24 protein-coding genes are annotated in these 26,257 nt (G+C 71.4%); 16 read left to right on the top strand and 8 right to left on the bottom strand.

Going from position 1 to position 26,257, the window contains the following annotated elements; genetic code table 11:
- Positions 1–307: 307 nt before the first annotated feature.
- The gene (locus tag AB0E02_RS37095; RefSeq protein ID WP_362148435.1) at positions 308–1,306 is read left to right on the top strand and encodes an aldo/keto reductase; all 999 of its coding nucleotides are present in this window, start codon (positions 308–310) and stop codon (positions 1,304–1,306) included.
- Between the two features lie 320 nt (positions 1,307–1,626).
- On the opposite strand, the gene thpR is transcribed toward AB0E02_RS37095, so the two are convergent.
- Both thpR and AB0E02_RS37085 read right to left on the bottom strand, forming a co-directional pair.
- The gene (gene thpR / locus AB0E02_RS37090; protein ID WP_362148432.1) at positions 1,627–2,193 is read right to left on the bottom strand and encodes an RNA 2',3'-cyclic phosphodiesterase; all 567 of its coding nucleotides are present in this window, start codon (positions 2,191–2,193) and stop codon (positions 1,627–1,629) included.
- A 200-nt stretch (positions 2,194–2,393) separates the two neighbouring features.
- Entirely contained in the window at positions 2,394–2,828 is a 435-nt protein-coding gene (locus AB0E02_RS37085) for an Hsp20/alpha crystallin family protein (RefSeq protein ID WP_362148429.1), read from the bottom strand.
- A 499-nt stretch (positions 2,829–3,327) separates the two neighbouring features.
- Between AB0E02_RS37085 and AB0E02_RS37080 the strand changes: the two genes are divergently transcribed.
- Entirely contained in the window at positions 3,328–3,969 is a 642-nt protein-coding gene (locus AB0E02_RS37080; protein ID WP_362148447.1) for a type III effector protein, read from the top strand.
- A gap of 92 nt (positions 3,970–4,061) precedes the next feature.
- On the opposite strand, the gene AB0E02_RS37075 is transcribed toward AB0E02_RS37080, so the two are convergent.
- Positions 4,062–5,390 (bottom strand): MFS transporter, encoded by a 1,329-nt coding sequence (locus tag AB0E02_RS37075; RefSeq protein ID WP_362148444.1) that lies wholly within the window; start codon positions 5,388–5,390, stop codon positions 4,062–4,064.
- A gap of 549 nt (positions 5,391–5,939) precedes the next feature.
- The gene (locus tag AB0E02_RS37070) at positions 5,940–6,404 is read right to left on the bottom strand and encodes a MarR family transcriptional regulator (RefSeq protein ID WP_362148426.1); all 465 of its coding nucleotides are present in this window, start codon (positions 6,402–6,404) and stop codon (positions 5,940–5,942) included.
- Between the two features lie 130 nt (positions 6,405–6,534).
- Between AB0E02_RS37070 and AB0E02_RS37065 the strand changes: the two genes are divergently transcribed.
- Positions 6,535–6,726 (top strand): hypothetical protein, encoded by a 192-nt coding sequence (locus tag AB0E02_RS37065; RefSeq protein WP_362148423.1) that lies wholly within the window; start codon positions 6,535–6,537, stop codon positions 6,724–6,726.
- A 247-nt stretch (positions 6,727–6,973) separates the two neighbouring features.
- On the opposite strand, the gene AB0E02_RS37060 is transcribed toward AB0E02_RS37065, so the two are convergent.
- Positions 6,974–8,443 carry an NCS2 family permease gene (locus AB0E02_RS37060; protein ID WP_362148420.1) on the bottom strand — a complete coding sequence of 490 codons (1,470 nt, stop codon included), beginning with the start codon at positions 8,441–8,443 and terminating at the stop codon, positions 6,974–6,976.
- Between the two features lie 250 nt (positions 8,444–8,693).
- Here AB0E02_RS37060 and AB0E02_RS37055 point away from each other — a divergent pair, with 250 nt between their 5' ends.
- The 3 genes from AB0E02_RS37055 (at position 8,694) to AB0E02_RS37045 (ending at position 12,228) form a co-directional block, all read left to right on the top strand.
- Complete coding sequence (locus tag AB0E02_RS37055; protein ID WP_201806804.1) at positions 8,694–8,972, top strand: DUF2530 domain-containing protein; 279 nt, start codon at positions 8,694–8,696, stop codon at positions 8,970–8,972.
- Positions 8,973–9,289: 317 nt separating this feature from the next.
- On the top strand, positions 9,290–11,938 hold the full coding sequence (locus AB0E02_RS37050) for a cation-translocating P-type ATPase (RefSeq protein ID WP_362148441.1): 2,649 nt from the start codon (positions 9,290–9,292) through the stop codon (positions 11,936–11,938).
- 98 nt (positions 11,939–12,036) lie between these two features.
- The gene (locus tag AB0E02_RS37045) at positions 12,037–12,228 is read left to right on the top strand and encodes a hypothetical protein (RefSeq protein WP_310729074.1); all 192 of its coding nucleotides are present in this window, start codon (positions 12,037–12,039) and stop codon (positions 12,226–12,228) included.
- A 164-nt stretch (positions 12,229–12,392) separates the two neighbouring features.
- Here the strand turns inward: AB0E02_RS37045 and AB0E02_RS37040 are convergent, their stop codons facing one another.
- The gene (locus AB0E02_RS37040; protein ID WP_362148415.1) at positions 12,393–12,683 is read right to left on the bottom strand and encodes a hypothetical protein; all 291 of its coding nucleotides are present in this window, start codon (positions 12,681–12,683) and stop codon (positions 12,393–12,395) included.
- Positions 12,684–12,985: 302 nt separating this feature from the next.
- On the opposite strand from AB0E02_RS37040, the gene AB0E02_RS37035 reads away from it, so the two are divergent.
- Both AB0E02_RS37035 and AB0E02_RS37030 read left to right on the top strand, forming a co-directional pair.
- Entirely contained in the window at positions 12,986–13,825 is an 840-nt protein-coding gene (locus AB0E02_RS37035) for a helix-turn-helix transcriptional regulator (RefSeq protein ID WP_362148412.1), read from the top strand.
- Positions 13,809–14,024 carry a DUF397 domain-containing protein gene (locus AB0E02_RS37030; RefSeq protein ID WP_362148409.1) on the top strand — a complete coding sequence of 72 codons (216 nt, stop codon included), beginning with the start codon at positions 13,809–13,811 and terminating at the stop codon, positions 14,022–14,024. Before AB0E02_RS37035 ends, AB0E02_RS37030 begins: the two co-directional genes overlap by 17 nt.
- A 55-nt stretch (positions 14,025–14,079) precedes the next feature.
- Here AB0E02_RS37030 and AB0E02_RS37025 read toward each other — a convergent pair whose 3' ends face one another.
- Positions 14,080–14,958, bottom strand: coding sequence for a LysR family transcriptional regulator (locus AB0E02_RS37025; RefSeq protein ID WP_362148406.1), 879 nt, complete (start codon positions 14,956–14,958; stop codon positions 14,080–14,082).
- Positions 14,959–15,174: 216 nt separating this feature from the next.
- Here AB0E02_RS37025 and AB0E02_RS37020 point away from each other — a divergent pair, with 216 nt between their 5' ends.
- A complete protein-coding gene (locus AB0E02_RS37020; RefSeq protein ID WP_362148438.1) occupies positions 15,175–16,053 on the top strand; it encodes an EamA family transporter in 879 nt (292 codons plus the stop codon).
- Between the two features lie 381 nt (positions 16,054–16,434).
- Here the strand turns inward: AB0E02_RS37020 and AB0E02_RS37015 are convergent, their stop codons facing one another.
- On the bottom strand, positions 16,435–16,890 hold the full coding sequence (locus AB0E02_RS37015) for a GNAT family N-acetyltransferase (protein ID WP_362148403.1): 456 nt from the start codon (positions 16,888–16,890) through the stop codon (positions 16,435–16,437).
- Positions 16,891–17,068: 178 nt separating this feature from the next.
- Here AB0E02_RS37015 and AB0E02_RS37010 point away from each other — a divergent pair, with 178 nt between their 5' ends.
- From AB0E02_RS37010 to AB0E02_RS36980, 7 genes are all read left to right on the top strand, one after another.
- Positions 17,069–17,878, top strand: coding sequence for a TIGR03084 family metal-binding protein (locus AB0E02_RS37010; protein WP_362148400.1), 810 nt, complete (start codon positions 17,069–17,071; stop codon positions 17,876–17,878).
- A complete protein-coding gene (locus tag AB0E02_RS37005) occupies positions 17,875–19,575 on the top strand; it encodes an acyclic terpene utilization AtuA family protein (RefSeq protein WP_362148397.1) in 1,701 nt (566 codons plus the stop codon). Before AB0E02_RS37010 ends, AB0E02_RS37005 begins: the two co-directional genes overlap by 4 nt.
- Positions 19,572–21,170, top strand: a complete 1,599-nt coding sequence (locus AB0E02_RS37000) for a carboxyl transferase domain-containing protein (RefSeq protein ID WP_362148395.1) — start codon at positions 19,572–19,574, stop codon at positions 21,168–21,170. The genes AB0E02_RS37005 and AB0E02_RS37000 overlap by 4 nt, the downstream gene beginning before the upstream one ends.
- Before the next feature lie 7 nt (positions 21,171–21,177).
- The gene (locus AB0E02_RS36995; protein WP_362148392.1) at positions 21,178–23,073 is read left to right on the top strand and encodes a biotin carboxylase N-terminal domain-containing protein; all 1,896 of its coding nucleotides are present in this window, start codon (positions 21,178–21,180) and stop codon (positions 23,071–23,073) included.
- Positions 23,070–24,230 carry an acyl-CoA dehydrogenase family protein gene (locus AB0E02_RS36990; protein ID WP_362148389.1) on the top strand — a complete coding sequence of 387 codons (1,161 nt, stop codon included), beginning with the start codon at positions 23,070–23,072 and terminating at the stop codon, positions 24,228–24,230. Before AB0E02_RS36995 ends, AB0E02_RS36990 begins: the two co-directional genes overlap by 4 nt.
- Positions 24,231–24,554: 324 nt before the next feature.
- On the top strand, positions 24,555–25,325 hold the full coding sequence (locus AB0E02_RS36985) for an enoyl-CoA hydratase family protein (protein ID WP_362148386.1): 771 nt from the start codon (positions 24,555–24,557) through the stop codon (positions 25,323–25,325).
- The gene (locus tag AB0E02_RS36980) at positions 25,313–26,023 is read left to right on the top strand and encodes a TetR/AcrR family transcriptional regulator (RefSeq protein ID WP_362148383.1); all 711 of its coding nucleotides are present in this window, start codon (positions 25,313–25,315) and stop codon (positions 26,021–26,023) included. The genes AB0E02_RS36985 and AB0E02_RS36980 overlap by 13 nt, the downstream gene beginning before the upstream one ends.
- The last annotated feature ends 234 nt before the right edge of the window (positions 26,024–26,257 follow it).

Raw genomic sequence — 26,257 nt, 5'->3', positions numbered from 1 at the left:
TGGACGTAAAGCGTCAGCAGTCCACACAACCGGCCCCGGAGGCCCGTCACCGCACCCGAAACACCACCCGCCCGCCGCAGGCGCAACGGCGAGACCACCCGCGGCGGGAAGGACGGGTACGTGCGGGGGCGCCGCAAAGCGCGCAACGGCGAGAAGCCCCGCGGCGGGAAAGACGGGTACGTGCGGGGCGCCGCAATGCGCGCAGCGGCGAGAAACCACCGCGGCGGGACGGCCAGGTACGTGGGAGGCGCTGCAACGCGCAACGCCCCTTGCCTAGAGTGCACTTGAACCGCTTGGCTGAACGACCATGAAGTACACGCAGCTCGGACGCACCGGACTCAAGGTCAGCCGACTCGTCCTCGGGACGATGAACTTCGGCCCGCAGACGGACGAGGCCGGCAGCCACACGATCATGGACGCGGCGCTCAACGCGGGCGTCAACTTCTTCGACACCGCCAACGTCTACGGCTGGGGCGACAACAAGGGCCGCACCGAGGAAATCATCGGCTCGTGGTTCGCCAAGGGCGGCGGCCGGCGCGACAAGACCGTGCTGGCCACCAAGGTCTACGGGAACATGGCGCCGGACGGCGAGGCGGCCTGGCCCAACCACGACAAGCTTTCCGCCGTCAACATACGGCGTGCGGTGGACGCCAGCCTCAAGCGGCTGGGCACCGAGTACATCGACGTCTACCAGTTCCACCACGTCGACCGGGACACGCCCTGGGACGAGATCTGGCAGGCCATCGACGTCCTGGTCCAGCAGGGCAAGATCCTCTACGCCGGCTCCTCCAACCACGCCGGCTGGCACATCGCCCGCGCCAACGAGACGGCCGCGCGCCGCGGTTCCTACGGGCTCGTCAGCGAACAGTGCCTCTACAACCTCTACGAGCGGCGCGCCGAGATGGAGGTCATCCCGGCCGCGCAGGGCTACGGCCTGGGCGTCATCCCCTGGTCCCCGCTGCACGGCGGGCTGCTGGGCGGCGCGCTCCGCAAGGAACGCGAGGGCGGCGGCGCCCGGTCCGTCTCCGGCCGCTCGGCCGATTCGCTCGCCGACGCCACGATCCGCGCGAAGATCCAGGCCTACGAGGACCTGCTCGACAAGTACGGCCTGGAGCCCGGCGAGGTCGCCCTGGCCTGGCTGCTGACCCGGCCCGGCGTCACCGGCCCGATCGTCGGCCCGCGCACCTCCGCCCAGCTCGCCTCCGCGCTGCGCGCCGTCGAACTGGAGCTGCCGGACGAGCTGCTCGCCTCGCTGGACGAGATCTTCCCCGGCCCCGGGCCGTCCCCGGAGGCGTTCGCCTGGTGAACTCCGGTTCGTTCGCGACCCGTGTCTGTGGACGTGATCCGCACATCCTGCCCCGCGTCTCCTGACCGGCGCATGCTGACCGCGTCTCCTGACCCGCGCATCCTGATCCGCGAACCGTAGGCCGCATGCGACACATGCGCCGCGTACGCCGCATACGCCGCGGCCGGGCGAGGCTCAGCGCAGGGCTGCCGCCACGATCACGACGATGAGCAGCACGGCGAGCAGGCCGGACATGACGCGGTTACGGGTTTTCGGGTCCACCCTCTGAGCGTAACCGGGGTGGACCCGAACATTTCACCGGGCCGGACCGTTCGCCTGCCTCACTCGCCGAGCGGCCAAGAGGCGATCTCTTCGTAGTGGGACTGCGCTCCGGCCGTGCCGGGGGCCGGCGGATGGCTGCGCATGAGCGAGAGCCTCCCGACCGTCCAGGAGCGGCCGCTGAATTCCTTGAGGGCGGCCGCGTACGGGGCGAGTTTCAGGTGGCCGACGCGGTTCCGGGCGAGGGTGAGGTGCGGGGTGTAGGGGCGGTGCTCGTCCACGTCGAGGCCCGCCCGCCGGCCCGCGGCCGCCGCCGAGTCGGCCAGCTTGCGCATGGCCGGCCGGTCGCCGTCCGCGCCGGCCCACACCACCCGGTCCGCGAAACGGCCACCGCCGGCGATCCGCAGCTCGTACGGATCCCGGCGGTGGGCCGCCCGGGCCAGCCGTTCCTGCAGCTCGGGCGTGGTGTCGTCGGGCACCTCGCCGTAGAAGGCGAGGGTGAAGTGCCAGCCGTCCCGCGCGCTCCAGCGCAAACGCTCGGCCGCGGGAAGCTTCTTCAGCAGCGCCACCTCGGCGGCGAGTTCGTCGAGCACGGCGGCGGGCGGCAGGACGGCGGCGAAGAGTCTCATGCGGTCAGTGTGGCGCAGCCGGGCGCCGTCCGGCCGGGTCCTGGAAGGCTCCCGGCCGCGTCCCGAACGGGTCCCGGCTCGCGTCCCGGAAGGGGCCCGGCCCGCGTCCGGGAAGGGGCCCGGCCGCGGGCCGAAAGGTGCCAGGGCCTGCCCCTTCGCCGCCGCCTTCCCGCGGACCGTTCCCAGCAGTCCGGCACGGCTCAGCCGCTGATCTCCTTGCGGGACGCGTCCCCGCCGATGGTGATCTTGCGGGGCTTGGCGCGCTCCGCGATCGGGATCCGCAGGGTCAGCACACCCGCGTCGTAGTCGGCGTGGATGCGCTCGGTGTCGAGGGTGTCGGCCAGCATCAACTGCCGGGAGAAGACGCCCAGCGGCCGCTCGGAGAGCTCCATCTGTACATCGCCGGCCTTGGTGACCGGCCGGCGCTCGGCCTTGACCGTCAGCATGTTCCGCTCGACGTCGATGTCGATCGCGTCCGGCGAGACACCCGGCAGGTCGAGAGCGATCACATATTCGTCGCCCTCGCGGTAGGCGTCCATCGGCATCGTGGACGGCCGCGACCAGGTGCCGGACGTGCCCAGCAGCTGCTGGGTGAGGCGGTCGAGCTCACGGAACGGGTCGGTGCGCATCAACATCGTGAAACACCTCCAGGGGGGATCAGGCTCTGATGCCGGCCAATGCGCTTCACCTGTCTTCTGTTGTAGCATTGTCATCGGATGGATGACAAGTGGAACGTCATCGGTGAGTTGACATCTGACGGACCCGGCACCTTGAGGCCCTCTCTTGAGGTAGGTATGGACCTCTTGGTGTCCCACGTCCTGACGTCGACGTGTCACGAAGGAGAGGCCCGTGCCCGCAGACGAACACCCCCAGAGCGCCGCACCCGCGTCCCTCCTCGCCGCCACGGCTGCCCTCCGCACGATCGACGAGGCCCTGCGCGACGCCCGTACACAGGAGACCGGCACTCCCGCTCACGCACCCACCGCCGGCCCGGCTGACGCACCCACTGACGGCCCGACTGCCGCATCCACCGACAGTCCGGCCGACGTACCCACCGCCGGCCCGGCTGACGCACCCACTGACGGCCCGACTGCCGCATCCACCGACAGTCCGGCCGACGTACCCACCGCCGGCTTGGCCGACGTACGCACCGCCGGCCCGGTCGCCGCACCCTCCGGAGGTACGGCCGGCGGGTCTGCCCATACGTCGGTGCTGGCGGACGCATCGTCGGCCGTGGAGGGCAGCCGCGTGGAGCAGGCGCTGGCCTCGCTGCTGTTGTTGCGGGAGGTGCGTGAGCGGCTCGCGACGTGGGAGACGGGGCTGATCGAGACCGCCCGGGAGGCCGGCGCCAGCTGGGCCGACCTGGCCGGCCCGCTCGGGGTGGCCAGCCGCCAGGCCGCCGAACGCCGCTATCTACGGCTGCGCCCCGGCGCAGCCGGCACCACCGGTGAGCAACGCGTCAAGGCCACCCGCGACCGCCGCGCCGCCGACCGCAGCGTCACCACCTGGGCCCGCCACCACGCCGCCGACCTGCGCCGCCTCGCCGGCCAGATCACCGCCCTGACCGACCTGCCCACCGCGGCCCGCACGCCCCTCGAAGAGCTCGGCCAGGCCCTCGGCGACGACGACGCCGCCCAGCTCGTCGCCCCGCTCACCGCCACCCGCCCCCACCTCCAGCACCGCCACCCCCAACTCGCCGCCCGCATCGATGACCTCACCCGCCACACCGACCGCCTCCGCCAAAACAGCGACGACCAACGCCGCATCACGCCCTGAGGGCGGGGAGACCAGGTCGGGGGCAACCCGGCCGGCCCCCCCGTACTCCGCCGCCCGCTGCACCGTCGTCTTCGCCGCCCTCTACACCGCCCCTACGCCGCCGGAGCCAGTTCCTGCTCCTCGGACCGTGTGCTGTCGGGGGCTCGGGGGACGAACCTGACGTGTGGGTGGCCGGGACGTAGGTCGATCTTGAGGCGGAAGCCGCCGACCCGGGCGAGGATCAGGCCGATGAGGGCCGCGGCCGCCATGGAGATCAGGCCGCCGGCCAGGAAGCCGATCCGGGCGCCGAAGGCGTCGGTGACCCAGCCGACGATCGGGGCGCCCAGCGGTGTGCCGCCCATGAAGACCATCATGAACAGGCTCATCACACGGCCCCGCATCAGCGGATCGGTGGCCATCTGGACACTGGAGTTGGCGGTGACGTTGATCGTCAGGCCGACCATGCCTATCGGGGTGAGCAGCGCCGCGAAGACCCAGAAGGACGGCGCGAGCGCGGCGGTGACCTCCAGGAGGCCGAAGAGCAGCGCCGCCCCCACCAGCAGCCGCAGCCGCGAGCTGCCCCGTCGGGCCGAGAGCAGCGCGCCGATCAGCGAGCCGGCCGCCATCAGACCGTTGAACAGGGCGTACGTACCGGCGCCCTGGTGGAAGACGTGGTAGACGAACGCGGTCAGCCAGATCGGGAAGTTGAAGCCGAAGGTGCCGATGAACCCGACCAGGACGATGGGCCAGACCAGATCCGGGCGGCCGGACACATAGCGCAGGCCCTCGCGCAGCTGGCCCTTGCGGCGCGGAACGCGGTCGACCTTGTGGAGTTCGGCGGTCCGCATCATCAGCAGACCGGCGACCGGTGCCACGAAGGACAGACCGTTGAGGAGGAAGGCCCAGCCGCTGCCGAAGGCGGTGATCAGGACACCGGCGACGGCCGGGCCGATCAGGCGCGCGGACTGGAAGTTGGCGGAGTTGAGGCTGACGGCGTTACGCAGCTCGTCCTGGCCGACCATCTCGGAGACGAACGCCTGGCGGGCCGGGTTGTCGACGACGGTGACCAGGCCGAGCAGGAAGGCGACCAGGTAGACGTGCCACACCTGGACGTGTCCGGTGAGCGTGAGCGCGGCGAGGGCGAGCCCGGTGAAGCCCATCGCGGACTGGGTGAGCAGCAGCAGCTTGCGCTTGGCGAAGCGGTCGGCGATCACCCCGCCGTAGAGGCCGAACAGCAGCATCGGCAGGAACTGCAGCGCGGTGGTGATACCGACCGCGGCGGAGGAGCCGGTGAGGCTGAGCACCAGCCAGTCCTGGGCGATGCGCTGCATCCAGGTACCGGTGTTGGACACCATCTGCCCGGTGGCGAACAGGCGGTAGTTGCGGATCCGGAGCGAGCTGAACGTGCCCTTACGCGGTGCGGCAGCGGGGCCGTTGGCTATCCGCGCACCAGCGGCAGTACCAGCATCAGTACGAGCGCCAGTACGAGCATCAGGGGGGCCGGCGGCGCCCGAGGCAGAGTGCTCCGCAACAGGCGGCCCGCCACGAGCCCGGATGCCCGAGGTGGTGGCCCTGGCGGTCTCGGCCGCGGCCGCGTCGTCCCTGGTCGCCTCAGGTGTGGCCGCGTCGGCGGGGGACGCGGCGCCCTCGGTGGGTGCGGCCGCGTCGACGGGTGCGGAGGCGACCGGCTCCCCGGTAACCGGGGCCGCGTCACCCTGAACCGCGTCACCGTGAATCGTGTGGCCGTGGACGGTGTGACCGTGAACCGTGCCGTCGCGAACCGTGCCGTCGCGAACCGTGTGGCCGTGGACCGCGTCGCCGTGAACCGGGGTGTGGCCGTGGACCGCGTCGCCGTCAGCGGTCTGACCGTGAACCGGATGGCCTTGAACCGTGTCGTCGTGAACGGTGTCGTCGTAGGAGTTCGGTGCGGGGGCGGAGTGTGCTCCGGATCCCGTACTCAAAGTGGGTTCGCCTCCTCGGCCTCGTGTTCTCTACAGCTGTGCCAGCTTCTCCAGTACGGGCGCGGCGGCCCGGATCTTGGCCCACTCGTCCTCGTCCAGCCCGGAGGCCAGCTCGGCGAGCCAGGAGTTGCGCCGGCGGCGGCTCTCCTCCAGCATCGCCTCGGCCTCTTCGGTCTGGGTGACGACCTTCTGGCGTCGGTCGTCGGGGTGGGGCTCCAGCCGGACCAGTCCCTTGGCCTCCAGCATGGCCACGATGCGGGTCATCGACGGCGGCTGCACATGCTCCTTGCGAGCCAGCTCGCCGGGGGTGGCGTGACCGCACCGGGCCAGCATCCCGAGCACCGACATCTCGGTGGGCGTCAGCGATTCGTCCACCCGCTGGTGCTTCAGACGGCGGGACAGGCGCATCACGGCGGACCGCAGAGCATTGACCGCGGCCGCGTCCTCTGGGGAGCCCTCCCCGCCTTCCGGCTGGGAGTGGGACAGTTCCGGCATGGTCTTTAGCATAACTCATTACCCTCTCTAAGGAAAGCGTGATGGCGCCGCTCGCCGCGGATCACCCATATGAGTGAGGACGCGGCGGAAAGTGACACACCTGACCGCTCAGGGGCGGGACCGTGTCCGTATGGGATCGCAAGTGCTCAGCCTGCGCGTGGACGGGGAGCTGCTGGAGCGCATTCGGCAGCACGCCACAAAACGCGGAATGAGCGTCCAGGACTATGTCGTCCGGACGCTCATCCGCGAAGACTTCGACGAACGCTTCAAATCCTCGGTCGACGAGACCGAACGCCTCGGCGTGTGGGGAACGGTCACCTGACGGCCCAGGAGCCCACTGTCTGAGCGTCTAGTGGTCGCTGCCCGAGCGCCTGGGACAGCCGCTGCCTGAGCGCCTGGAGTGGCCGCCCCCTCGGAACGGGAACGGCTACCCAAACCCTTCACTCTCCGCTACCCTCAGGCGAGAGCCAGTTACTCTCCGTGGAACTAATAACTCTCCGCGTTCGTTGCCGTAGAGGAAGGGGGCAGGCGGCAAGGAGGCAGGCGGCGGGGGAGGCGGCGCCGGCCGGCTACTTGACGCCGAGCGCCAGCTCGATCGGGTGCAGCAGGAAGTACACCAGGAAGCAGAGGCCGACAACGTCCAGCAGCCACGGGATCTGCTTGAAGCGCCCGGTGGCCGTGCGCAGCAGGATGAAGGCGAGCACGCCGATGCCGATGCCGTTGGTGATGCTGTAGGTGAACGGCATCGAGATGATCGTCAGGAACGCGGGGATGCCGACGGTGAAGTCGCCCCAGTCGATGTCCCGCACGTTGGCGGCCATGATCAGGAAGCCGACGACGAGGAGCGCGGGGGTGGCGGCCTGCGAGGGCACCACCGTCGCCAGCGGCGTGAAGATCAGTGCCAGCAGGAAGAGGCCACCGGTCATCAGGTTCGCCAGCCCGGTCCGGGCCCCCTCGCCGACGCCGGCCGTGGACTCCACGAAGCAGGTGTTGGCGGAGGCGGAGCCGAAGCCGCCACCGGCGACCGCGATGCCGTCGACCATCAGGATCCGGCCCATGCCCGGCAGGTTGCCGTTCTCGTCGGTCAGCCCGGCCTCCTCGCCGACGCCGATGATGGTGCCCATCGCGTCGAAGAAGCCGGAGAGCAGCACGGTGAAGACGAACAGGCAGCCGGTGAGCACGCCGACTTCCTTGAAGCCGCCGAAGAGGCTGATGTGGCCGATCAGGCCGAAGTCCGGGGCGCCGATGATCTTGTCCGGGACGTTCGGGACCGCCAGACCCCAGGCTGCGTCCGGGGTGTTGGTGACCGCGTTGACGACGATCGCGACGACGGCCATGGTCACCATCCCGATCAGGATCGCGCCCTTGGTCTTCCGTACCACCAGCACGAACATCAGGGCCAGGCCGATGACGAAGACCAGTACCGGCCAGCCCTTGAGCTGACCGCCCTGGCCCAGCCCCATCGGAACGGTGGTGTGCGCGGCGTCCGGGTTGCGGCTGACGAAGCCGGAGTCCACCAGGCCGATCAGCGAGATGAACAGGCCGATGCCGATCGCGATGGCGCGCCGCAGGCCGTTGGGGATCGCGTCCATCACCCGCTGCCGCAGGCCGGAGGCGACCAGGATCATCAGCACCAGGCCGGCGAGCACCACCATGCCCATCGCGTCCGGCCAGCTCATCTTGGGGGCGAGCTGGAGGGAGACCACGGCGTTGATGCCGAGGCCGGCGGCGATGGCGATCGGGACGTTGCCCATCACGCCCATCAGGACGGTGCTCAGGCCGGCCATCAGGGCGGTGGCGGTGACCAGCTGGCCGTTGTCGAGATGGTGGCCGAACTTGTCGACTCCGGAGCCAAGGATGATCGGGTTCAGCACGATGATGTAGGCCATCGCGAAGAACGTGGCGAGCCCACCGCGGAGTTCACGGCCGACCGTGGACCCCCGCTCGGAGATCTTGAAGAACCTGTCGAAACCGTTCTTCGGGGGCTGCGGGGCCGGGTTCTCAAGGGTGTCGACCGGCGTGGTGGCCGAGGGGGACATGCGGGACCTCAGTCGGACGGGCCTGGGCAGGCACAGGGGCCCGAGGGCCCGGGAACACGTACAGGAACATCACTATCCGGATCAGATTGGATGAATCGACGATTCAAAACGGTCAGATCCAGAAAGGTTCAGTATGAATAAACAATGCGGTGATCGCTATCTCCGCGCGTAGACCCTTGGTGGGCAAGGGGTGCACTCAACGGCAACTCTGGTGGAGGGTCGTCCGACCGGCCCCCGTAAGCTGAGCACCATGTGGAAGAAGTCCGAACTGCGCGAGGCTCCGGCGCCTCTCGAGGGCCCCGTCGTCGGCACGATCACCGGCGGCACCATCATCTGGTTCGTGCTCTTCCTCGGCCAGCTCCCCTTCTACGGCTGGTTCGCCGACCGCGGCCACGCGTGGTGGGTGTGGACGTGCCTGGCCGGCGGCGGGCTCGGTCTGCTGGGCATCTGGTACGTCCGTAAGCGGGACGCCGCCATCAAGCGCGATGCCGCGGCCAAGCGGGCGGCGACCACGACGGACGCGCACTGATCGTTCGAGGCGCCTGTCCCTCTTCCCTCTTCACCTTCACCTTTCTGCTTTTTCTCTTCTCTCTTCCGTTCCCTTCCGTCGGGCGTCCGGTCGACGGGTAATTCCGGTATTTCGCCCGTAACGTCGAGGGCATGACGGAGCGGGCCCGAACCGGAACCGAGCACCCCGTGCCGAGCGGCAGCGGGGAGCGGGGTGGCCGGAAACCGACCGACGGTGAGCCGGGCGACGGTGAACCGGGCGGGCGGGAACGGGGCGAACAGGAACGGGGCGAGCGGGAGCTGGCCAAGCGAGAACCCGCCGACCGCGAGCCGGCGGACTTGAAACCGGCCGAGCCAGTTGGACCAGCCGAACCGGCCGAGCCAGTCGAGCCGGCCGAGCCAGTCGAGCCGGCCCCTGGCCTCACTCCCGCCGAGGTTGCCGAACGTGTTGCCCGAGGGGAGGTCAATGACGTTCCCGTGCGGTCCTCGCGTTCGGCCGTTGAGATTGTCCGCGCCAATATCTTCACGCGGTTCAATGCGATCATCGGCGTGCTCTTCGCGATCATTCTCGTCGTCGGACCGATCCAGGACGGACTGTTCGGCTTTGTGATCGTGGCCAACACCGGCATCGGCATCGTCCAGGAGCTGCGCGCCAAGAGGACGCTCGACAAGCTGGCGGTGATCGGCGAGGCGCAGCCGACCGTCCGCCGGGACGGCACCGCATCCCGTATCCCCACCGCCGAGGTCGTCCTCGACGACGTCATCGAGCTCGGTCCCGGTGACAAGGCCGTGGTCGACGGCGAGGTGGTGGAGACCGACGGGCTGGAGATCGACGAATCGCTGCTCACCGGCGAGGCCGACCCGGTCGTGAAGAAGCCCGGGGACCCGGTGATGTCCGGCAGCTTCGTCGTGGCCGGTGGCGGCGCTTTCACCGCGACCAGGGTCGGCCGCCAGGCGTACGCCGCCCAGCTCGCGGAGGAGGCCAGCCGCTTCACCCTGGTCCACTCCGAACTGCGCACCGGCATCAGCCGGATCCTCAAGTACGTGACGTGGATGATGATCCCGACCGCGCTCGGCCTGATCCTCAGCCATCTGCTCACCCTCGGGCTGCCCGGCGACGCCGCGATCCGCCGGATGGTCGCCGGTATCGTCCCGATGATCCCCGAGGGGCTGGTGCTGCTCACGTCCGTTGCCTTCGCCATCGGTGTCATCCGCCTCGGCCGCAAACAGTGCCTCGTCCAGGAACTCCCCGCCATCGAGGGCCTGGCCCGCGTCGACGTGGTCTGCCTGGACAAGACCGGCACGCTCACCGAGGGCGGCATGGACGTCTGTGAGCTGCGCATCCTCAATGGAACGGATGACGCCAATGGCACCGGCGACATCGAGGGCACCGACCGCACCCACGGCACCGATGACACCGATGACACCGATGACACCGATGACGCCGACGGCGCCGATGACGCCGACGGGTCCTACGTAGTGGAGGGCTCCACCGACAAGCCCCCCACCAACACCCCCACCCCCCACAACCCCAACCCCCGCCCCCACAACCCCGACCCCCGCCCCCACAACCCCACCCCCCGCCCCAGCGACCCCTACATCCGTCAGGTTCTCGGTGCCCTGGGCGGTGCCGACCCTCGCCCCAACGCCTCCCTCCAGGCGGTCATCGATGCCTACCCCGCGGACGGGTCCTGGCGGTGTACCCGGTCGCTCCCGTTTTCCTCCGCGCGGAAATACAGTGGCGCGTCCTTCAGTGACCCGTACGGCGAGTCCAGCACCTGGTTGTTGGGTGCTCCCGATGTCCTCCTGCCGACGGGGGACCCCACCCTCACCGAGGCCGACGAACTCAACGCCCAGGGGCTCCGCGTTCTCCTCCTCGCCCGCGCCACCCGTGAGCTGGACGACCCCGAGGTCGCCCGGGATGTCCGGCCCGCTGCTCTGGTCGTTCTGGAACAGCGGCTGCGTCCCGACGCGCCCGACACCCTGCGTTACTTCGCCGAGCAGCGGGTCCACGCCAAGGTCATCTCCGGCGACAACGCGGTCTCGGTCGGTGCGGTCGCCGGCAAACTGGGGCTGCCGGGTGCCGACGCTCCCGTGGACGCCCGTGAACTTCCCCAACTCCAGGCCGGGCGGGACGCGTTGGGTGCCGCGCTCGATGAGGGTACGGTCTTCGGCCGGGTCACCCCGCGGCAGAAGCGCGACATGGTCGGCGCTCTGCAGTCCCGCGGCCATGCCGTCGCGATGACCGGCGACGGCGTGAACGACGTGCTCGCCCTCAAGGACGCCGACATCGGCGTCTCCATGGGCTCCGGTTCCGAGGCCACCCGCGCGGTGGCCCAGATCGTCCTGCTCAACAACAGTTTCGCGACCCTCCCTTCGGTGGTCGCCGAGGGCCGCCGCGTCATCGGCAACATCACCCGTGTCGCAACCCTCTTCCTCACCAAGACCGTCTACTCGGTCCTGCTCGCGATCCTGGTGGCCTGCTGCCAGATCCCCTATCCGTACCTGCCCCGCCACCTCACCCTGCTCTCCACGCTGACGATCGGCGTGCCGGCCTTCTTCCTGGCCCTCGCCCCCAACAAGGAACGTGCCCGCCCGCACTTCGTCCGCCGGGTCATGCGCTACGCGATCCCCTCCGGCCTCATCACCGGTCTGGCCGCCTTCGCCACCTACCTCCTGGCGCGCGTCTACTACACCGGCCCCGGCTCCCTCGCCGCCGAAACCAGCGCCGCGACCCTGACCCTCTTCCTCACGGCCCTGTGGGTCCTGGCGATCATCGCCCGCCCCTACACCTGGTGGCGGGTCGTCCTCGTCCTCACCATGGCCGTGGCCTTCCTCGTCGTCCTCGCCACGCCCTGGCTGCAGTCCTTCTTCGACCTCCGCCTGGTCGGCACGACGATGCCGTGGGCGGCCGTCGGCATCGCCCTCGTGGCCTCGGCCCTCCTGGAACTCACCTGGCGCCGGATCGCCCACCGCTTCCCCGCCTGAGCCCCTACGGGTTCGCACGCCACCGGCCCGTATTTCACCCGGTCACAGAACCCGTGCCACCGTGGCGCCCCTGTTCCCCTCCCCCTAACCTCCGCCCCATGAAGCCGATTACGGGGGACCTCACCTACGAGCTACTGGCACGTGGCTCCCACCATTCCCACCACTACCACCACACCGGCACCTACGGAGGCGGCGGCGACGGCGTCTTCGACTGGTGGGAGTGGCTCATCCTGGGCATCGGCGTCATCGTCGTGATCTGGGCGCTGGTGAAGAAGTTCAGCTCGGACTGACCGGCGCCCGGCTGTGGGGGCCGACCGGCGTACGACAGGCCGCGCAGTCGTACGGCCTGGCGGGGTGCATCCCGCTTGGGAGGCGGCGGCTGCGGTCGGCGCAGCCCGCCACCCACCCCGTCGGCGACCAGGACGACCAGGACGACCGGGACGACCGCCCGGTACTAGTCGGCGGCCGGCCGTTCTTCACGGCTGTCCGCGATCCGCCGGACAGCCCGCAGGGCATCGGCCAACCCACGGGCGAGGAAACGCACCTCCTGGGTACTGGTCGTACGGTCGGCGAGCATGTTCTCGGCGTAATCGAGGATGTCGTCCGCCATGCCCAACTGGACGCTCTCGACGTCGTCGGCCAAGCGGGACACGAATCCGGTGCCGTCACCGACGAGGTAGCAGGGATTCCCGTTCGGACTCGTCCACGGCAACAGCCGCGCCGGGCCCGCAGATCGCTCGCTCATGCCACCGCCTCCAGGCCATATTGCTGCTCGTACGCGACGAGGGGCGGGGGCAGGGGCGCGACGGCGTCGGCCCTACGGCGTCCCGAGGGCGGGAACAGCCGCCTCAGCAGTGGACCGAACAGCTTCGCGGTAGCGTGATACACGTCGTCGACCTCCACAGGATTGATGACCATGCCCCCGGGTCGTTGCCGCGACCGCGGGGGTTCTCGTTACTCAGCATTGCCGATCGAGCACGCTCGGTGCACGCTGTGCGTGTCACCAAAGTCCCCCAGTGGACAGCAAGTTGAAGGTGTGTTCGTGCAATGGAGCTGAACAACGAGGACGACGGCAGGCCCACTCCGCGTAAGGTGCTGGGGCGGCGCCTACGACACCTGCGGGAGACTGCGGACCTCTCCCAGCGGGGCCTGGCCGACAAGGTCGGCTATCCGCACACGTACATCAGCCGGGTCGAGCGTGGGGAACAGCTTCCCTCCGAGGCGCTCGCTGAGGATCTGGACACGCATTTTGCGACGGCCGGACTCTTTGTCGAGTTGCTCTCGCTGGCGCAGGATGCGTCGATTCCGGACTATGGGCGGGCGGTCGTAGCGGGTGAGGCCAAGGCGGCCCGCATCCAGGTGTTCGGAAGCAGTCTGGTTCCTGGACTCCTGCAGACGGAGGAGTATGCGCACGCCCTGATGCGCGCTTCGCTTCCCGGTGAATCCCAGGAACGGATAAACGAACGGGTCGCAGCGCGAATGCACCGAAAGCGCGTATTCAGCAGAGCCCAAGCGCCATTTTACTGGGCAATCATGGATGAAGCGGCCTTAAAGCGCCCAATCGGGGGTGCAGTGTGCATGAGAGGTCAGCTTCATCATGTATTGGATGCGGCTGATTCGCCTCGCATCTCGGTTCAGGTCCTCCCCTTCTCGGAGGGGGAACATCCCTTGCTCGGCGGCAGTTTGAGTCTGTACACCGTGCAGAACGGGTCAACCTTCGGATATGTAGAAAGCTTTGCTTCGGGCGAGTCCGTAGAGTCACCGGAGAGGGTTATCGAGCTCACGCAGAGGTTTGACGTTGCGCGTTCCAAGGCTCTGCCGGAAAGCCGAAGTCTCGACCTGATTCGAAGCTACCTGAGAGAGTACGGAGATGAACACAATTCCTGACGCGTCTGCTCTGAGCGGCTGGCGTAAGTCCAGTCACAGCAACGGCGAAGGGGCTGAGTGCATCGAGGTTGCCGACGGCTACCCCGGTCTCGTCCCCGTGCGCGACAGCAAGGCCCCGCAGGGTCCGGCACTGTTCTTCCCCGCGGACGGCTGGTCGGCGTTCATCGGGGCCGTCAAACGCGGTGAGTTCCGGGCCTGAGTCTCCCCACACGAGACGTTCCGCATGTCGCAGTTCCCCGGCCGCCGGCCCCGTCTCACGCCCCCCTGCCCCCCTCCTCGGGCTGTCCCATCACCTCCCGTGCCAGTTGGATCAGGTCGGGGATGCGGGGGTGGCCCGGGGCGTCGCGCCAGGCGAGGAGGACGGGGACGGGTGGGGCGTCGGTGAGGGGGATGTAGGCGATGGTGGGGTGCGGGTACATGTCGGCGGTGGCGGTGGTGGTGACGCCCACGGCGCGGCCGGCGGTGAGGGCGGCGAACCAGTCGTCCTGGTTGGCGATGGGGAGGGTGGAGGTGGGGCGGGCCGTTGCGGGCCACAGGTCGAGGGTGGTGGTGCCGGAGACGGTGTTGAGGGCGATGGTGCGGGTGGCGAGGTCGCTGAGGGAGAGGGCGGGGCGGTGGGCCAGCGGGTCGTCGGCGGGGAGGCCGGCGACGCGGGGTTCGGTGGTGAGCTGGGCGGTGAGCAGGCCGGGGGTGTGGACCTCGCCGCGGAGGAGGGCCGCGTCCACGTCGCCGCGGGTGAGGCCGGCCGTGCGGTCGTCGATGCGGAGGAGTTCGAGCGGGGTGTCGGGGTGGACCTGGTGCCAGCGGCGGAGCAGGGCGGTGGTGTCCGTGCCGGCGGCGGACCAGGCGTGGCCCAGGCGGAGGGGCCAGGCGGTGTGCCGGCCGAGGCGCAGGGCGCGGTCGAAGGCGGTGACGGCGATGGCCGCCTGGTCGCGGAAGGAGGCGCCGTCGGGGGTGAGGGCGAGGTGGTGGGTGGAGCGGTCGACGAGCCGGCGGCCCAGTTCCTGTTCGAGCTGGCGGAGCGTCCGGGAGACGGCCGGCTGGGTCAGGTGCAGGCGTTCGGCGGCGCGGGTGATGCTCAGGGTGTCCGCGATGGCGAGGAAGCAGCGGAAATGACGCAGCTCGATGCTCATGCGCGCGGAGCATAACAAGAGGAAGAGCGGCATTTCACGGAGCGGATGGGCGGGCCTTAGCGTGGGGATGTGAACGCTTCGTCCGAGGGTCCTGAGGGACGTCTTTCCGCCGCCTCCCTCCACGATCACGCGCAGGGTGGGGGTGGCGCGCACGGTCACGGGCCGGGCGCGCCCGGGCCGGAGATTCTCCGGCCGGTGCCGGCCTCGCCCGAGGTGCTGACGGCGGAGGCCGGGGCCGCGGGTGCCGGCGCCGCCGGGGCGGGCGGGCGGATCGGGTCGGTGGCGCTGGTGATCGGCGGCATCGTGTCGCTGCAGTTCGGGTCGTCGGTGGCGGTGCTGCTCTTCCCGCGGGCCGGGGCTCTCGGGGTCGTCACGCTGCGGCTGGTCGTCGCCTCGTTGGTGCTGCTGATCGCCTGCCGTCCCAAGGTGCGCGGTTATTCGCGGGGCGACTGGGGGACGGTGCTCGCGTTCGGGGTGGCCCTGGCGGGGATGAACTCGCTCTTCTATCAGGCGATCGACCGGATACCGCTCGGGGCGGCGGTCACGCTGGAGTTCCTCGGGCCGCTGATCCTTTCGGTGGCCACGTCACGGCGGTTGCTCAGTCTGGTGTGGGCGGCGCTGGCGTTCGGCGGGGTGGCGCTGCTGGGCCGGGAGGGGTTCGACGGGCTGAACCTGGCCGGCGCGGGGTTCGCGCTGGCCGCCGGCGGGCTCTGGGCCGCGTACATCCTGCTCTCCGCCCGTACGGGGCAGCGCTTCCCGCAGGCGGACGGGCTGGCGCTGGCGATGACCGTGGCTGCGCTGCTCAGTCTGCCGCTCGGGGTGTTCAGTGCGGGCGGTGCGTTGCTCGATCCGGTCACGTTGGGGCTGGGGACCGCGGTGGCGCTGATGTCGTCCGTGCTGCCGTACACGCTGGAGCTGCTTGCCCTGCGCAAGCTTCCGGCGTCGGGTTTCGCGGTGATGATGAGCCTGGAACCGGCCGCCGCGGCCACCGCCGGGTTCCTGGTGCTGAGCCAGGCGCTGGGGTGGCCGGAGATCGTCGCGATCGGGTTGGTGGTCGTGGCGAGTGTGGGGGCGGTGCGGTCGTCGGCGCGGTGAACCGGCCGGCTTCTCTGTCCGGGGACCGCGTCCGGTGTGGCGCGGTTCCTTCCGTTCCGTGCGGGTCGTCGTTGCCGTCGCCCTCGCCCGAGGTGCTGGCGGCGGAGGCCGGAGCCGCGGGTGCCGGCGCCGCCGGGGCGCGCGGGGCGCGCGGGGCGGATCGGGTCGGTGGCGCCGGCGACCGGTGGCGTCGTGTCGCTGCAGTTCGGGTCGTCGGTGGCGGTGCTGCTCTTCCCGGGGGCCGGGGCGCTCGGGGGCGTCACGCGCCGATCCGGTTCAGCCCGTCGAGCCTGTCCCCGCCGGCCGTTCGTCGGTGCGGTCGTCCGCCGGGCCCACCGTGGCGGCGACCAGGTCGAGGTCGCGCCGGCTGCGGGCGTGGGCTCAGTGCGGTACCGCGAACCGCAGTTCCGGGCGTTCCCAGGTGATCTTCGGCGGTGACGGGGGGACCGTGCCCACCCGCTGGGCGCCCAGGCGTCGGTAGAAGTCCTCGGCAGGGGGGTGGGAGACCACCCGTACCTCGGGCAGCCGGGCCTGTGCGGCGCGCCGGAGCATGTGTGCCAGCAGGCGCCGGCCGATGCCCAGGCCCTGTGCCTCGTCGGCGACGAACGCCAGGTCCAGTTCCGGTGGGTCCAGTACGAGGGCGTAGAAGCCCAGCAGTCGGTCGTTGGCGTCGGCGGCCAGGAACACCTCGTGCCGGGCGAGGTAGTCGGCGGTGACCCGGTAGCCGGTGATGATCGGGGCGTACCTGCCCCGGTAGGCGCCGGACGACCGGACCAGGGCGGTGAGGCGGGCCGCGTCCGCTGCGGTGGCGCGCCTGATCGTGAAGGTGGGCTGCACCCGCGCGAGTATAGGGGCGCAGGCATCGAGTGGTCATTACGTGGGCCGAAATCATGCAGGCGTGCTTGATTGTTTCCCGGTGCGCTGGCACGCTCGGACCGCACGTCGTCCAGTCATCACCCGATGAGTCAACGCCCCCTGCCGCGAACGCAGTTGGGGCCGAGGAGGGGAGTGCCCCGTGTCCGACCGTGACCCCGGTGCCGTATTGGCGGACCTCCAGGCGGAGAGCGAGGAGCTGGACGCGCTGGTGGCCGGGCTGCCGGCCGGGCGGTGGGCGGAGGCGACGCCCGCCGAGGGGTGGACGATCGCCCATCAGATCGCGCATCTGACCTGGACGGACCGGCAGGCGTTGCGGTCGGCGACCGACCCGGAGGGGTTCGTGCGGGCCGCGCGGGAGGCGCTCGCCTCACCGCTGACCTTCGTCGACGAGGCCGCCGGGGCGGGGGCCGCGGTGCCGCCCGCCGAGCTGCTCGCCGACTGGCGGGCCGGCCGTGAGCAGCTGCTGCGGGTGCTGGCCGAGCGGCCGGCGGGGGAGAAGCTGCCGTGGTTCGGGCCGCCGATGAGCGCCCTGTCGATGGCGACCGGACGGCTGATGGAGACCTGGGCGCACGGGCAGGACATCGCCGATGCGCTGGGCGTCACCCGGCTGCCCACCGCGCGGCTGCGGCACGTCGCCCGGATCGGCGTGCGCGCCCGGGACTTCTCCTACGCCGCGCACCAACTCACTCCGCCGGACGAGGAGTTCAGGGTCGAGCTGCGGGCGCCGGACGGTACGGTCTGGGCGTACGGGCCGGCCGGGGCCGGGCAGCGGGTGACCGCGGACGCGCTGGAGTTCTGCCTGCTGGTGACCCAGCGGGCGCACCGCGACGATCTGCCGTCGGTGCGCGCGGAGGGGGCGGAGGCGGAGCGCTGGCTGGGGATCGCCCAGGCGTTCGCCGGCCCGCCGGGGAAGGGCCGGGCGCCCGGGGCCGGGGGAGCCACCGCGTGAGCGGGGGCGGGCCGCTGCGGATAGGCAACGCCTCCGGTTTCTACGGCGACCGGTTCAGTGCGTTCGAGGAGATGCTGACCGGCGGGCCGCTCGACGTCCTGACCGGCGACTACCTCGCCGAGCTCACCATGCTGATCCTGGGGCGGGACCGGCTGAAGGACCCGTCCCGCGGCTATGCCAGGACGTTTCTGCGGCAGCTGGAGGCGTCCCTCGGGCTCGCCGTGGAGCGGGGCGTGCGGATCGTCACCAACGCCGGTGGGCTCAATCCGGCCGGACTCGCGGACGCCGTACGGGGGTTGGCGGCGAAGGCCGGTGTGCCGGTGCGGGTGGCGCATGTGGAGGGCGACGATCTGCCGGCCCGCCGGTCCTGGGGCGACGGGGTGCTCACCGCCAACGCCTATCTGGGGGGTGAGGGCATCGCGGCCTGTCTGCGAGCCGGCGCCGATGTGGTGATCACCGGGCGGGTCACGGACGCCGCGCTGGTCAGCGGGGCCGCCGCCGCGCACTTCGGCTGGGCGCGGACGGACTTCGACCGGCTGGCGGGGGCGGTGGCGGCCGGGCATGTGCTGGAGTGCGGGGCGCAGGCGACCGGCGGCAACTACTCCTTCTTCGCGGCGCATGACGTGCGGCGGCCCGGTTTCCCGCTCGCGGAGATCGCCGCGGACGGCTCCGCGGTGATCACCAAGCATCCGGGGACCGGCGGGGTGGTCGACACCGGGACGGTCACCGCCCAGCTGCTGTACGAGACGGCCGGTGCGCGCTACCCGGGGCCGGACGTCACCACGCGGCTGGACACCGTACGGCTCACCCAGGACGGCCCGGACCGGGTGCGGATCGAGGGGGTGCGCGGCGAGGCGCCGCCGCCGGACCTCAAGGTGGGCCTGACCCGGCTCGGCGGCTGGCGCAACGAGGTCACCTTCGTGCTGACCGGCCTGGACGTCGAGGCCAAGGCGGAACTGGTGCGGACGCAGATGGCGGCGGCCTTCGACGCGGCGGGCCGGCGGCCGGCCGAGGTGCGCTGGACGCTGGCCCGTACGGACCGGGCCGACGCGGACGTCCAGGAGGAGGCCGGTGCGCTGCTGCGGCTGGTGGTGCGGGACGCCGACCAGGAGGCGGTCGGGCGGGTGGTCAGCGGCGCCGCGGTCGAGCTGGCGCTGGCCAGTTACCCCGGTTTCCATCTGACCGCGCCGCCCGGCAAGGGCGCCCCCTACGGCGTCTTCGAGGCGGCGGCGGTGCCCCAGGCGGAGGTGCGGCAGGTGGCCGTCCTCCCGGACGGGGAGCGGGTCGCGATCCCGCCGATCGAGGAGTCGGCCGCGCCGGAACCGGTGCCCGAACCGCCGCTGCCCGCCCCGCTGCCCGTCACCGCCACCCGGCGGGCGCCGCTCGGGCTGGTCGCCGGGGCCCGCAGCGGCGACAAGGGCGGCGCGGCGAACGTCGGGGTCTGGGCCCGTACCGACGCGGCCTGGCGCTGGCTCGCCCACACCCTCACCGTCGACCGCTTCCGCCACCTCCTGCCCGAGACCGCCGAACTGCCCGTGGCACGCCACGTCCTGCCGCGGCTGCGGGCCCTCAACTTCACCGTCGACGGGCTGCTCGGCGAGGGCGCCGCGGCCCAGGCCCGGTTCGACCCGCAGGCCAAGGCCCTGGGGGAGTGGCTGCGCGCCCGGCACCTGGACATACCCGAGGAGCTGTTGTGACCGTACTGGGAACCGCGCTCGACACCGCCGGCCCCGGTTACGCCGAGCGGCGGACCGCGATGCTCGCCAAACTGGCCGAGGTCGAGGCGGAACACGCCAAGGCGCTCGCGGGCGGCGGTGAGAAGTACGTCCAACGCCACCGGAAACGCGACAAGTTGCTCGCCCGGGAGCGCATCGAGCTGCTCCTCGACCCCGACACCCCGTTCCTGGAACTGTCGCCGCTGGCCGCCTGGGGAAGCGAGTACGCCGTCGGTGCCTCGCTCGTCACCGGCATCGGGGTCGTCGAGGGCGTCGAGTGCCTGATCACCGCCAACGACCCGACCGTACGCGGCGGCGCCAGCAATCCGTGGTCCCTGAAGAAGGCGCTGCGGGCGAACGAGATCGCGTTCGCCAACCGGCTGCCGTGCATCTCGCTGGTCGAGTCCGGCGGCGCCGACCTGCCGTCGCAGAAGGAGATCTTCATCCCGGGCGGCGGCATCTTCCGCGACCTCACCCGGCTGTCCGCCGCCGGGATCCCCACCGTCGCCGTCGTCTTCGGCAACTCCACCGCCGGCGGCGCGTACATCCCCGGCATGTCCGACCACGTGATCATGGTGAAGGAGAAGGCCAAGGTCTTCCTCGGCGGACCGCCGCTGGTGAAGATGGCCACCGGCGAGGAGAGCGACGACGAGTCCCTCGGCGGCGCCGGGATGCACGCCCGCACCTCCGGGCTCGCCGACCACTTCGCCGTCGACGAGGAGGACGCCGTCCGGCAGGCCCGCCGGGTCGTCGCCCGCCTCAACCACCGCAAGGCGTACGGCGATCCACCGCTCGCCGAGCCACCCAAGTACGACCCCGACGAACTCCTCGGCATCGTGTCCGACGACCTGAAGGTGCCCTTCGACCCCCGTGAGGTCATCGCCCGCCTCGTCGACGCCTCCGACTTCGACGAGTTCAAGCCGCTGTACGGGAGCAGCCTCGTCACCGGGTGGGCGGCGCTGCACGGCTACCCCGTCGGCATCCTCGCCAACGCCCAGGGGGTGCTCTTCAGCGCGGAGTCCCAGAAGGCCGCCCAGTTCATCCAGCTCGCCAACCAGCGCGACATCCCGCTGCTCTTCCTCCACAACACCACCGGCTACATGGTCGGCAAGGAGTACGAGCAGGGCGGCATCATCAAGCACGGCGCGATGATGATCAACGCGGTCAGCAACAGCCGCGTCCCCCACCTCTCCGTCCTCATGGGCGCCTCCTACGGTGCCGGCCACTACGGCATGTGCGGCCGCGCCTACGACCCCCGATTCCTCTTCGCCTGGCCCAGCGCCAAGTCCGCCGTCATGGGCCCGCAGCAGCTCGCCGGTGTCCTCTCGATCGTCGCGCGGCAGTCCGCCGCCGCGAAGGGGCAGGCCTACGACGAGGAGGCCGACGCCGCGCTGCGCGCCATGGTCGAGCAGCAGATCGAGGCGGAGTCGCTGCCGATGTTCCTGTCCGGGCGGCTCTACGACGACGGCGTCATCGATCCGCGCGACACCCGCACCGTCCTCGGCATCTGCCTGTCCGCGATCCACACCGCACCGTACGAGGGCGCCCGCGGCGGCTTCGGCGTCTTCCGGATGTGAGGTTCCCGTGATCCGTTCGCTCCTCGTCGCCAACCGCGGCGAGATCGCCTGCCGTGTCTTCCGCACCTGCCGTGACCTGGGCATACGTACCGTCGCGGTGCACTCGGACCCGGACGCGGACGCCCTGCACGTCCGCGCGGCCGACCTCGCCGTACGACTGCCGGGGGCCACCCCCGCCGAGACCTACCTCCGCGCCGACCTCGTCGTGCAGGCCGCCCTGGACGCGGGCGCCGACGCCGTCCACCCCGGCTACGGGTTCCTCTCCGAGAACGCCGGCTTCGCGCGGGCCGTCACCGACGCCGGACTGGTGTGGATCGGGCCGCCGCCCGAGGCGATCGAGGCGATGGCGTCCAAGACCCGCGCCAAGGAGCTGATGGGCATCGCCCCGCTGGGGGAGGTGACCGCGTCCGATCTGCCGGTGCTGGTGAAGGCCGCCGCGGGCGGGGGCGGGCGCGGTATGCGGGTCGTCCGCGAACTGACCGCCCTGGAGGGCGAGTTGGCGGCGGCCCGGGCCGAGGCGCGGTCCGCCTTCGGGGACGGTGAGGTGTTCGTCGAGCCGTACGTCGAGGGCGGGCGGCACGTCGAGGTACAGGTGCTCGCCGATGCGCACGGGGCCGTGTGGCTGCTCGGCACGCGCGACTGCTCCCTGCAGCGCCGCCACCAGAAGGTGATCGAAGAGGCGCCGGCCCCGGGCCTCGCCCCCGAACTCGTGAAAGAACTCCACGAGCTGGCCGAGCGCGCCGTGCGGGCCACCGCGTACGTCGGCGCGGGCACCGTCGAGTTCCTCGTCACCGACGGCGCCGGAGGACCCACCGCCCACTTCCTGGAGATGAACACCCGCCTCCAGGTCGAGCACCCCGTCACCGAGGCGGTGTTCGGCCTCGACCTCGTCGCATGGCAGCTGCGGATCGCCGAGGGCGAAGCCCTGGACGCCACGCCCCCGACACCGCGCGGGCACGCCGTCGAGGCCCGCCTGTACGCCGAGGACCCGGCCGCCGGCTTCGCGCCGCAGACCGGCACCCTGCACCGGCTCGCCGTACCGGACTCCGTCCGCCTCGACACCGGATACACCGACGGCGACACCATCGGCGTGCACTACGACGCCATGCTCGCCAAGGTCGTCGCGCACGCGCCCACCCGCGCCGCCGCCGTCCGCGCGCTCGCCGGAGCGCTGGAACGGGCCGAGGTGCACGGCCCGGTCACCAACCGCGACCTGCTCATACGGTCCCTGCGCCACCCCGGGTTCACCGACGCCCGCATGGACACCGGCTTCTACGACCGGCACCTCGCCGAACTGACGACCCCCGACGAGGACCCGTACGCGCCGCTCGCCGCCGCCTTGGCCGGGGCCGTCGGGGCGTCCCGCTTCGGCGGGTTCCGCAACGTCCCCTCACAGCCCCAGCGCAAGCGTTACCGCGCCGAGCCGTACGGCACCGAGCACGAGGTCCGCTACCGGCACACCCGCGACGGACTCGAAGCCGACGGAGCGCGGGTCGTGCACGCCACACCGACCCGCGTCGTGCTCGAAGTCGACGGGCTGCAAAGGAAGTTCAGCGTCCACACCTACGGCGACCGCGTCCACGTCAACGACGTCGCCCTCACCGCCCTGCCCCGCTTCACCGACCCCAGCGAGCAGCGCGCCCCCGGCTCCCTGCTCGCACCCATGCCCGGCACCGTCGTCCGCGTCGCCGAAGGGCTCACCGAAGGCGCCGCCGTCACCGCCGGACAGCCCCTGATCTGGCTGGAGGCCATGAAGATGGAGCACCGCATCTCGTCTCCCGCCGCCGGAACGCTCACCGCCCTGCACGCCGCCGTCGGCCGTCAGGTCGAGGTCGGCGCGCTGCTCGCCGTCGTGGACGTCGCGGACCCCGCAGACGTCGTACAGGAGGGAACGCCCGCATGAGCACCGTCCTCGAAACCGAAGAGCACCAGGCCCTGCGCGCCGCCGTCGCGGCCCTCGGCAAGCGGTACGGCCGCGCCTACCTGACCCGCGTCGTCGGCGCCGGCGGCCACCTCGACGAGCTGTGGACCGAGGCGGCCAAGCTCGGCTACCTCGGCGTGAACCTCCCTGAGGAGTACGGCGGCGGGGGCGGCGGCATCGCCGAACTCTCCATCGTGCTGGAGGAGCTGGGGGCGGCCGGCTCCCCGCTCCTCATGATGGTGGTCTCGCCCGCGATCTGCGGCACCGTGATCGCCCGCTTCGGCACCGAGGAGCAGAAACGCGCCTGGCTGCCGGGTCTGGCCGACGGCTCCCGGACCATGGCGTTCGGCATCACCGAGCCCGACGCGGGCTCCAACTCGCACCGGATCACCACCACCGCCCGCAAGGACGGCGGGGACTGGATACTCAACGGCCGCAAGGTGTTCATCTCCGGCGTGGACATCGCGGACGCCACCCTGATCGTCGGCCGTACCCAGGACGCGCGCAGCGGCCGCCTCAAGCCCTGCCTGTTCATCGTGCCGCGCGAGGCCCCCGGCTTCGGCCGCAGCCACATCCCGATGGAACTGGCCGCCGCGGAGAAGCAGTTCGAGCTGACCCTGGACGACGTACGCCTCCCCGCCGACGCCCTCGTAGGCGACGAGGACGCGGGGCTCCTCCAGCTCTTCGCCGGGCTCAACCCCGAACGCATCATGACCGCCGCGTTCGCCCTCGGCATGGGCCGCTACGCCCTCGACCGGGCCGTCGACTACGCCCGCACCCGCCAGGTGTGGAAGGAGCCGATCGGCGCCCACCAGGCCGTCGCCCACCCGCTCGCCCAGGCCCACATCGAACTGGAGCTGGCCCGGCTGATGATGCAGAAGGCCGCGCATCTCTACGACGCCGGTGACGATCTCGCCGCCGGCGAGGCCGCGAACATGGCCAAGTACGCGGCGGGGGAGGCCTGCGTGCGGGCCGTCGACCAGGCCGTGCACACCCTCGGCGGCAACGGCCTCACCCAGGAGTACGGCCTGGCCTCCCTGATCACCGCCGCCCGGGTCGCCCGGATCGCCCCGGTCAGCCGCGAGATGATCCTCAATTTCGTCTCGCACCAGACCCTGGGGCTGCCCAAGTCGTACTGAGCGGCAATGATCCTGTGCGGTGCGGCGGACGACAGCGACCCGGCCCGCTGCCCCCGCCCCCACCGCACAGTCCCCGCCCCACCGCACAGATTCCGTCCCACCGCACAGTCCCCGTCCCACCGCACAGATCCCGCCCCACCGCACAGATTCCGTCCCACCGCACAGATTCCGTCCCACCGCACAGTTCCCGCCCCACTGCACTGTCCCCGCTCCACTGCACTGTCCCCGCCCCACCGCACTGCCCCCGCTCCACCGCACAGTCCCCGGAAAGATCCCGTCCCGCGGCGTCATTGCACCCGCCGGGGAAAGGAGTTCGACCGCCCGATGACCGACGCACCCGTGACCCCGCTGGTGACGCGCTCCCACGAGCGCGGCATCACCACCCTCACGCTGGACTCGCCGCACAATCGCAACGCGCTGTCCGCCCGGCTGGTGGCCGAACTGCACCAGGCGCTCGCGGACGCCGCGGCCGACGACGGCACCCGAGCGGTCGTGCTGACCCATACGGGCACGACGTTCTGCGCCGGCGCGGACCTGTCCGAGGCCACGTCGGGCGCGGCGAAGGACGGGCCGCTGGAGCTCGCCCGCCTGCTGCGCGCGATCGTGGCCCTGCCGCGGCCCGTCGTCGCCCGCATCACCGGCCACGTCCGCGCCGGCGGCCTCGGGCTGCTCGGCGCGTGCGACATCGCGGTGGCCGGCCCGGCGGCCACCTTCGCCTTCACCGAGGCCCGGCTCGGGCTCGCCCCGGCCGTCATCTCGCTGCCGCTGCTGCCCCGCATCGACGCACGGGCCGCGGGCCGCTACTACCTGACGGGCGAGAAGTTCGGCCCGGCGGAGGCGGCCCGGATCGGGCTGGTCACGCTCACCGCCGACGACGTCGACACCGGCCTGGCCCCCGTACTGGACGGCCTGTGCAAGGGCTCTCCCCAGGGCCTCGCGGCGTCGAAGAAGCTGGTCACCGCGGAGGTCCTGGCCGCCTTCGACCGCGACACCGACGCGCTGGCGGAGGAGTCCGCACGCCTCTTCGGCTCCGCGGAGGCCCGCGAGGGCATGACCGCCTTCCTGGAGCGACGGGCCCCGGCATGGGCGCGCTGATCCCGGCCCGCGGCGGCCGGACGGGCACGGAGCCGCGAACCGATGGCCGGCCGCAGCCGGGCGGCCGGCCGCAGCCTGGCGCTCGGCCGCAGACCGGCAAGGAGCCGCAGCAGGAGCGCAGCCGCGCCACCCGCCGCAAGCTGCTGGAGGCCGCGATCTCCTGCCTCGCCGAGCGCGGCTGGAGCGGCAGCACGGTGTCCGTGGTCGCCGAGCGCGCGGGCGTCTCCCGGGGCGCCGCCCAGCACCACTTCCGCACCCGCGAGGACCTCTTCACCGCGGCCGTCGAGCACGTCGCGGAGAAACGGCAGGGCGCCCTGAAGGCGGTGGCGCACAACCTGCCGCCGGCCGGCTCGATCGCCCGTACCGGGATCATCGTCGAGGAACTCGTCGGCCTCTACACGGGACCGCTGTTCCGGGCGGCCCTGCACCTGTGGGTGGCCGCCTCCGACGAGGAACAGCTCCGCGAGCGCGTCACCGCCCTGGAGGCCCGCGTCGGCCGGGAGGCCCACCGTACGGCGGTGGCCCTGCTCGACGCGGACGAGTCGGCCCCCGGCGTCCGCGAAACGGTCCAGGGCCTGCTCGACATGGCCCGCGGCCTGGGCCTCGCGAACCTCCTGACGGACGACTCGGCCCGCCGGGAGCGGGTGGTGCAACAGTGGTCAAAGATCATCGACGCTGAGCTGAACCGGTCGGATTGATCCCCACGTACTTGGCTGTCCCGCCGTGGGGGTTGCTCGTCGTTGTGCGCTTTGCGGCGCCGCGTACGTAGCCATCTGCGGCGCCGCGGGGCTTGTTCGCCGTTGCGCTTTGCGGCGCCTCGCACGTAGCTGTCTGCTGCGCCGCGGGGCGTCTGGCCGTTGCGCCTGCGGCGGGCTGGGTTGTTGTTGGGTGCGGTGACTGGCCTGCGGGGCCTTGTTCGTGGACTGCTGTCG

It is taken from the genome of Streptomyces sp. NPDC048196, from assembly GCF_040652715.1.
Classification (GTDB): Bacteria; Actinomycetota; Actinomycetes; order Streptomycetales; family Streptomycetaceae; genus Streptomyces; species Streptomyces siderophoricus.
The sequence above is the reverse complement of the archived record's forward strand: the minus strand, read 5'-3'. Positions and strand labels throughout refer to the sequence as shown.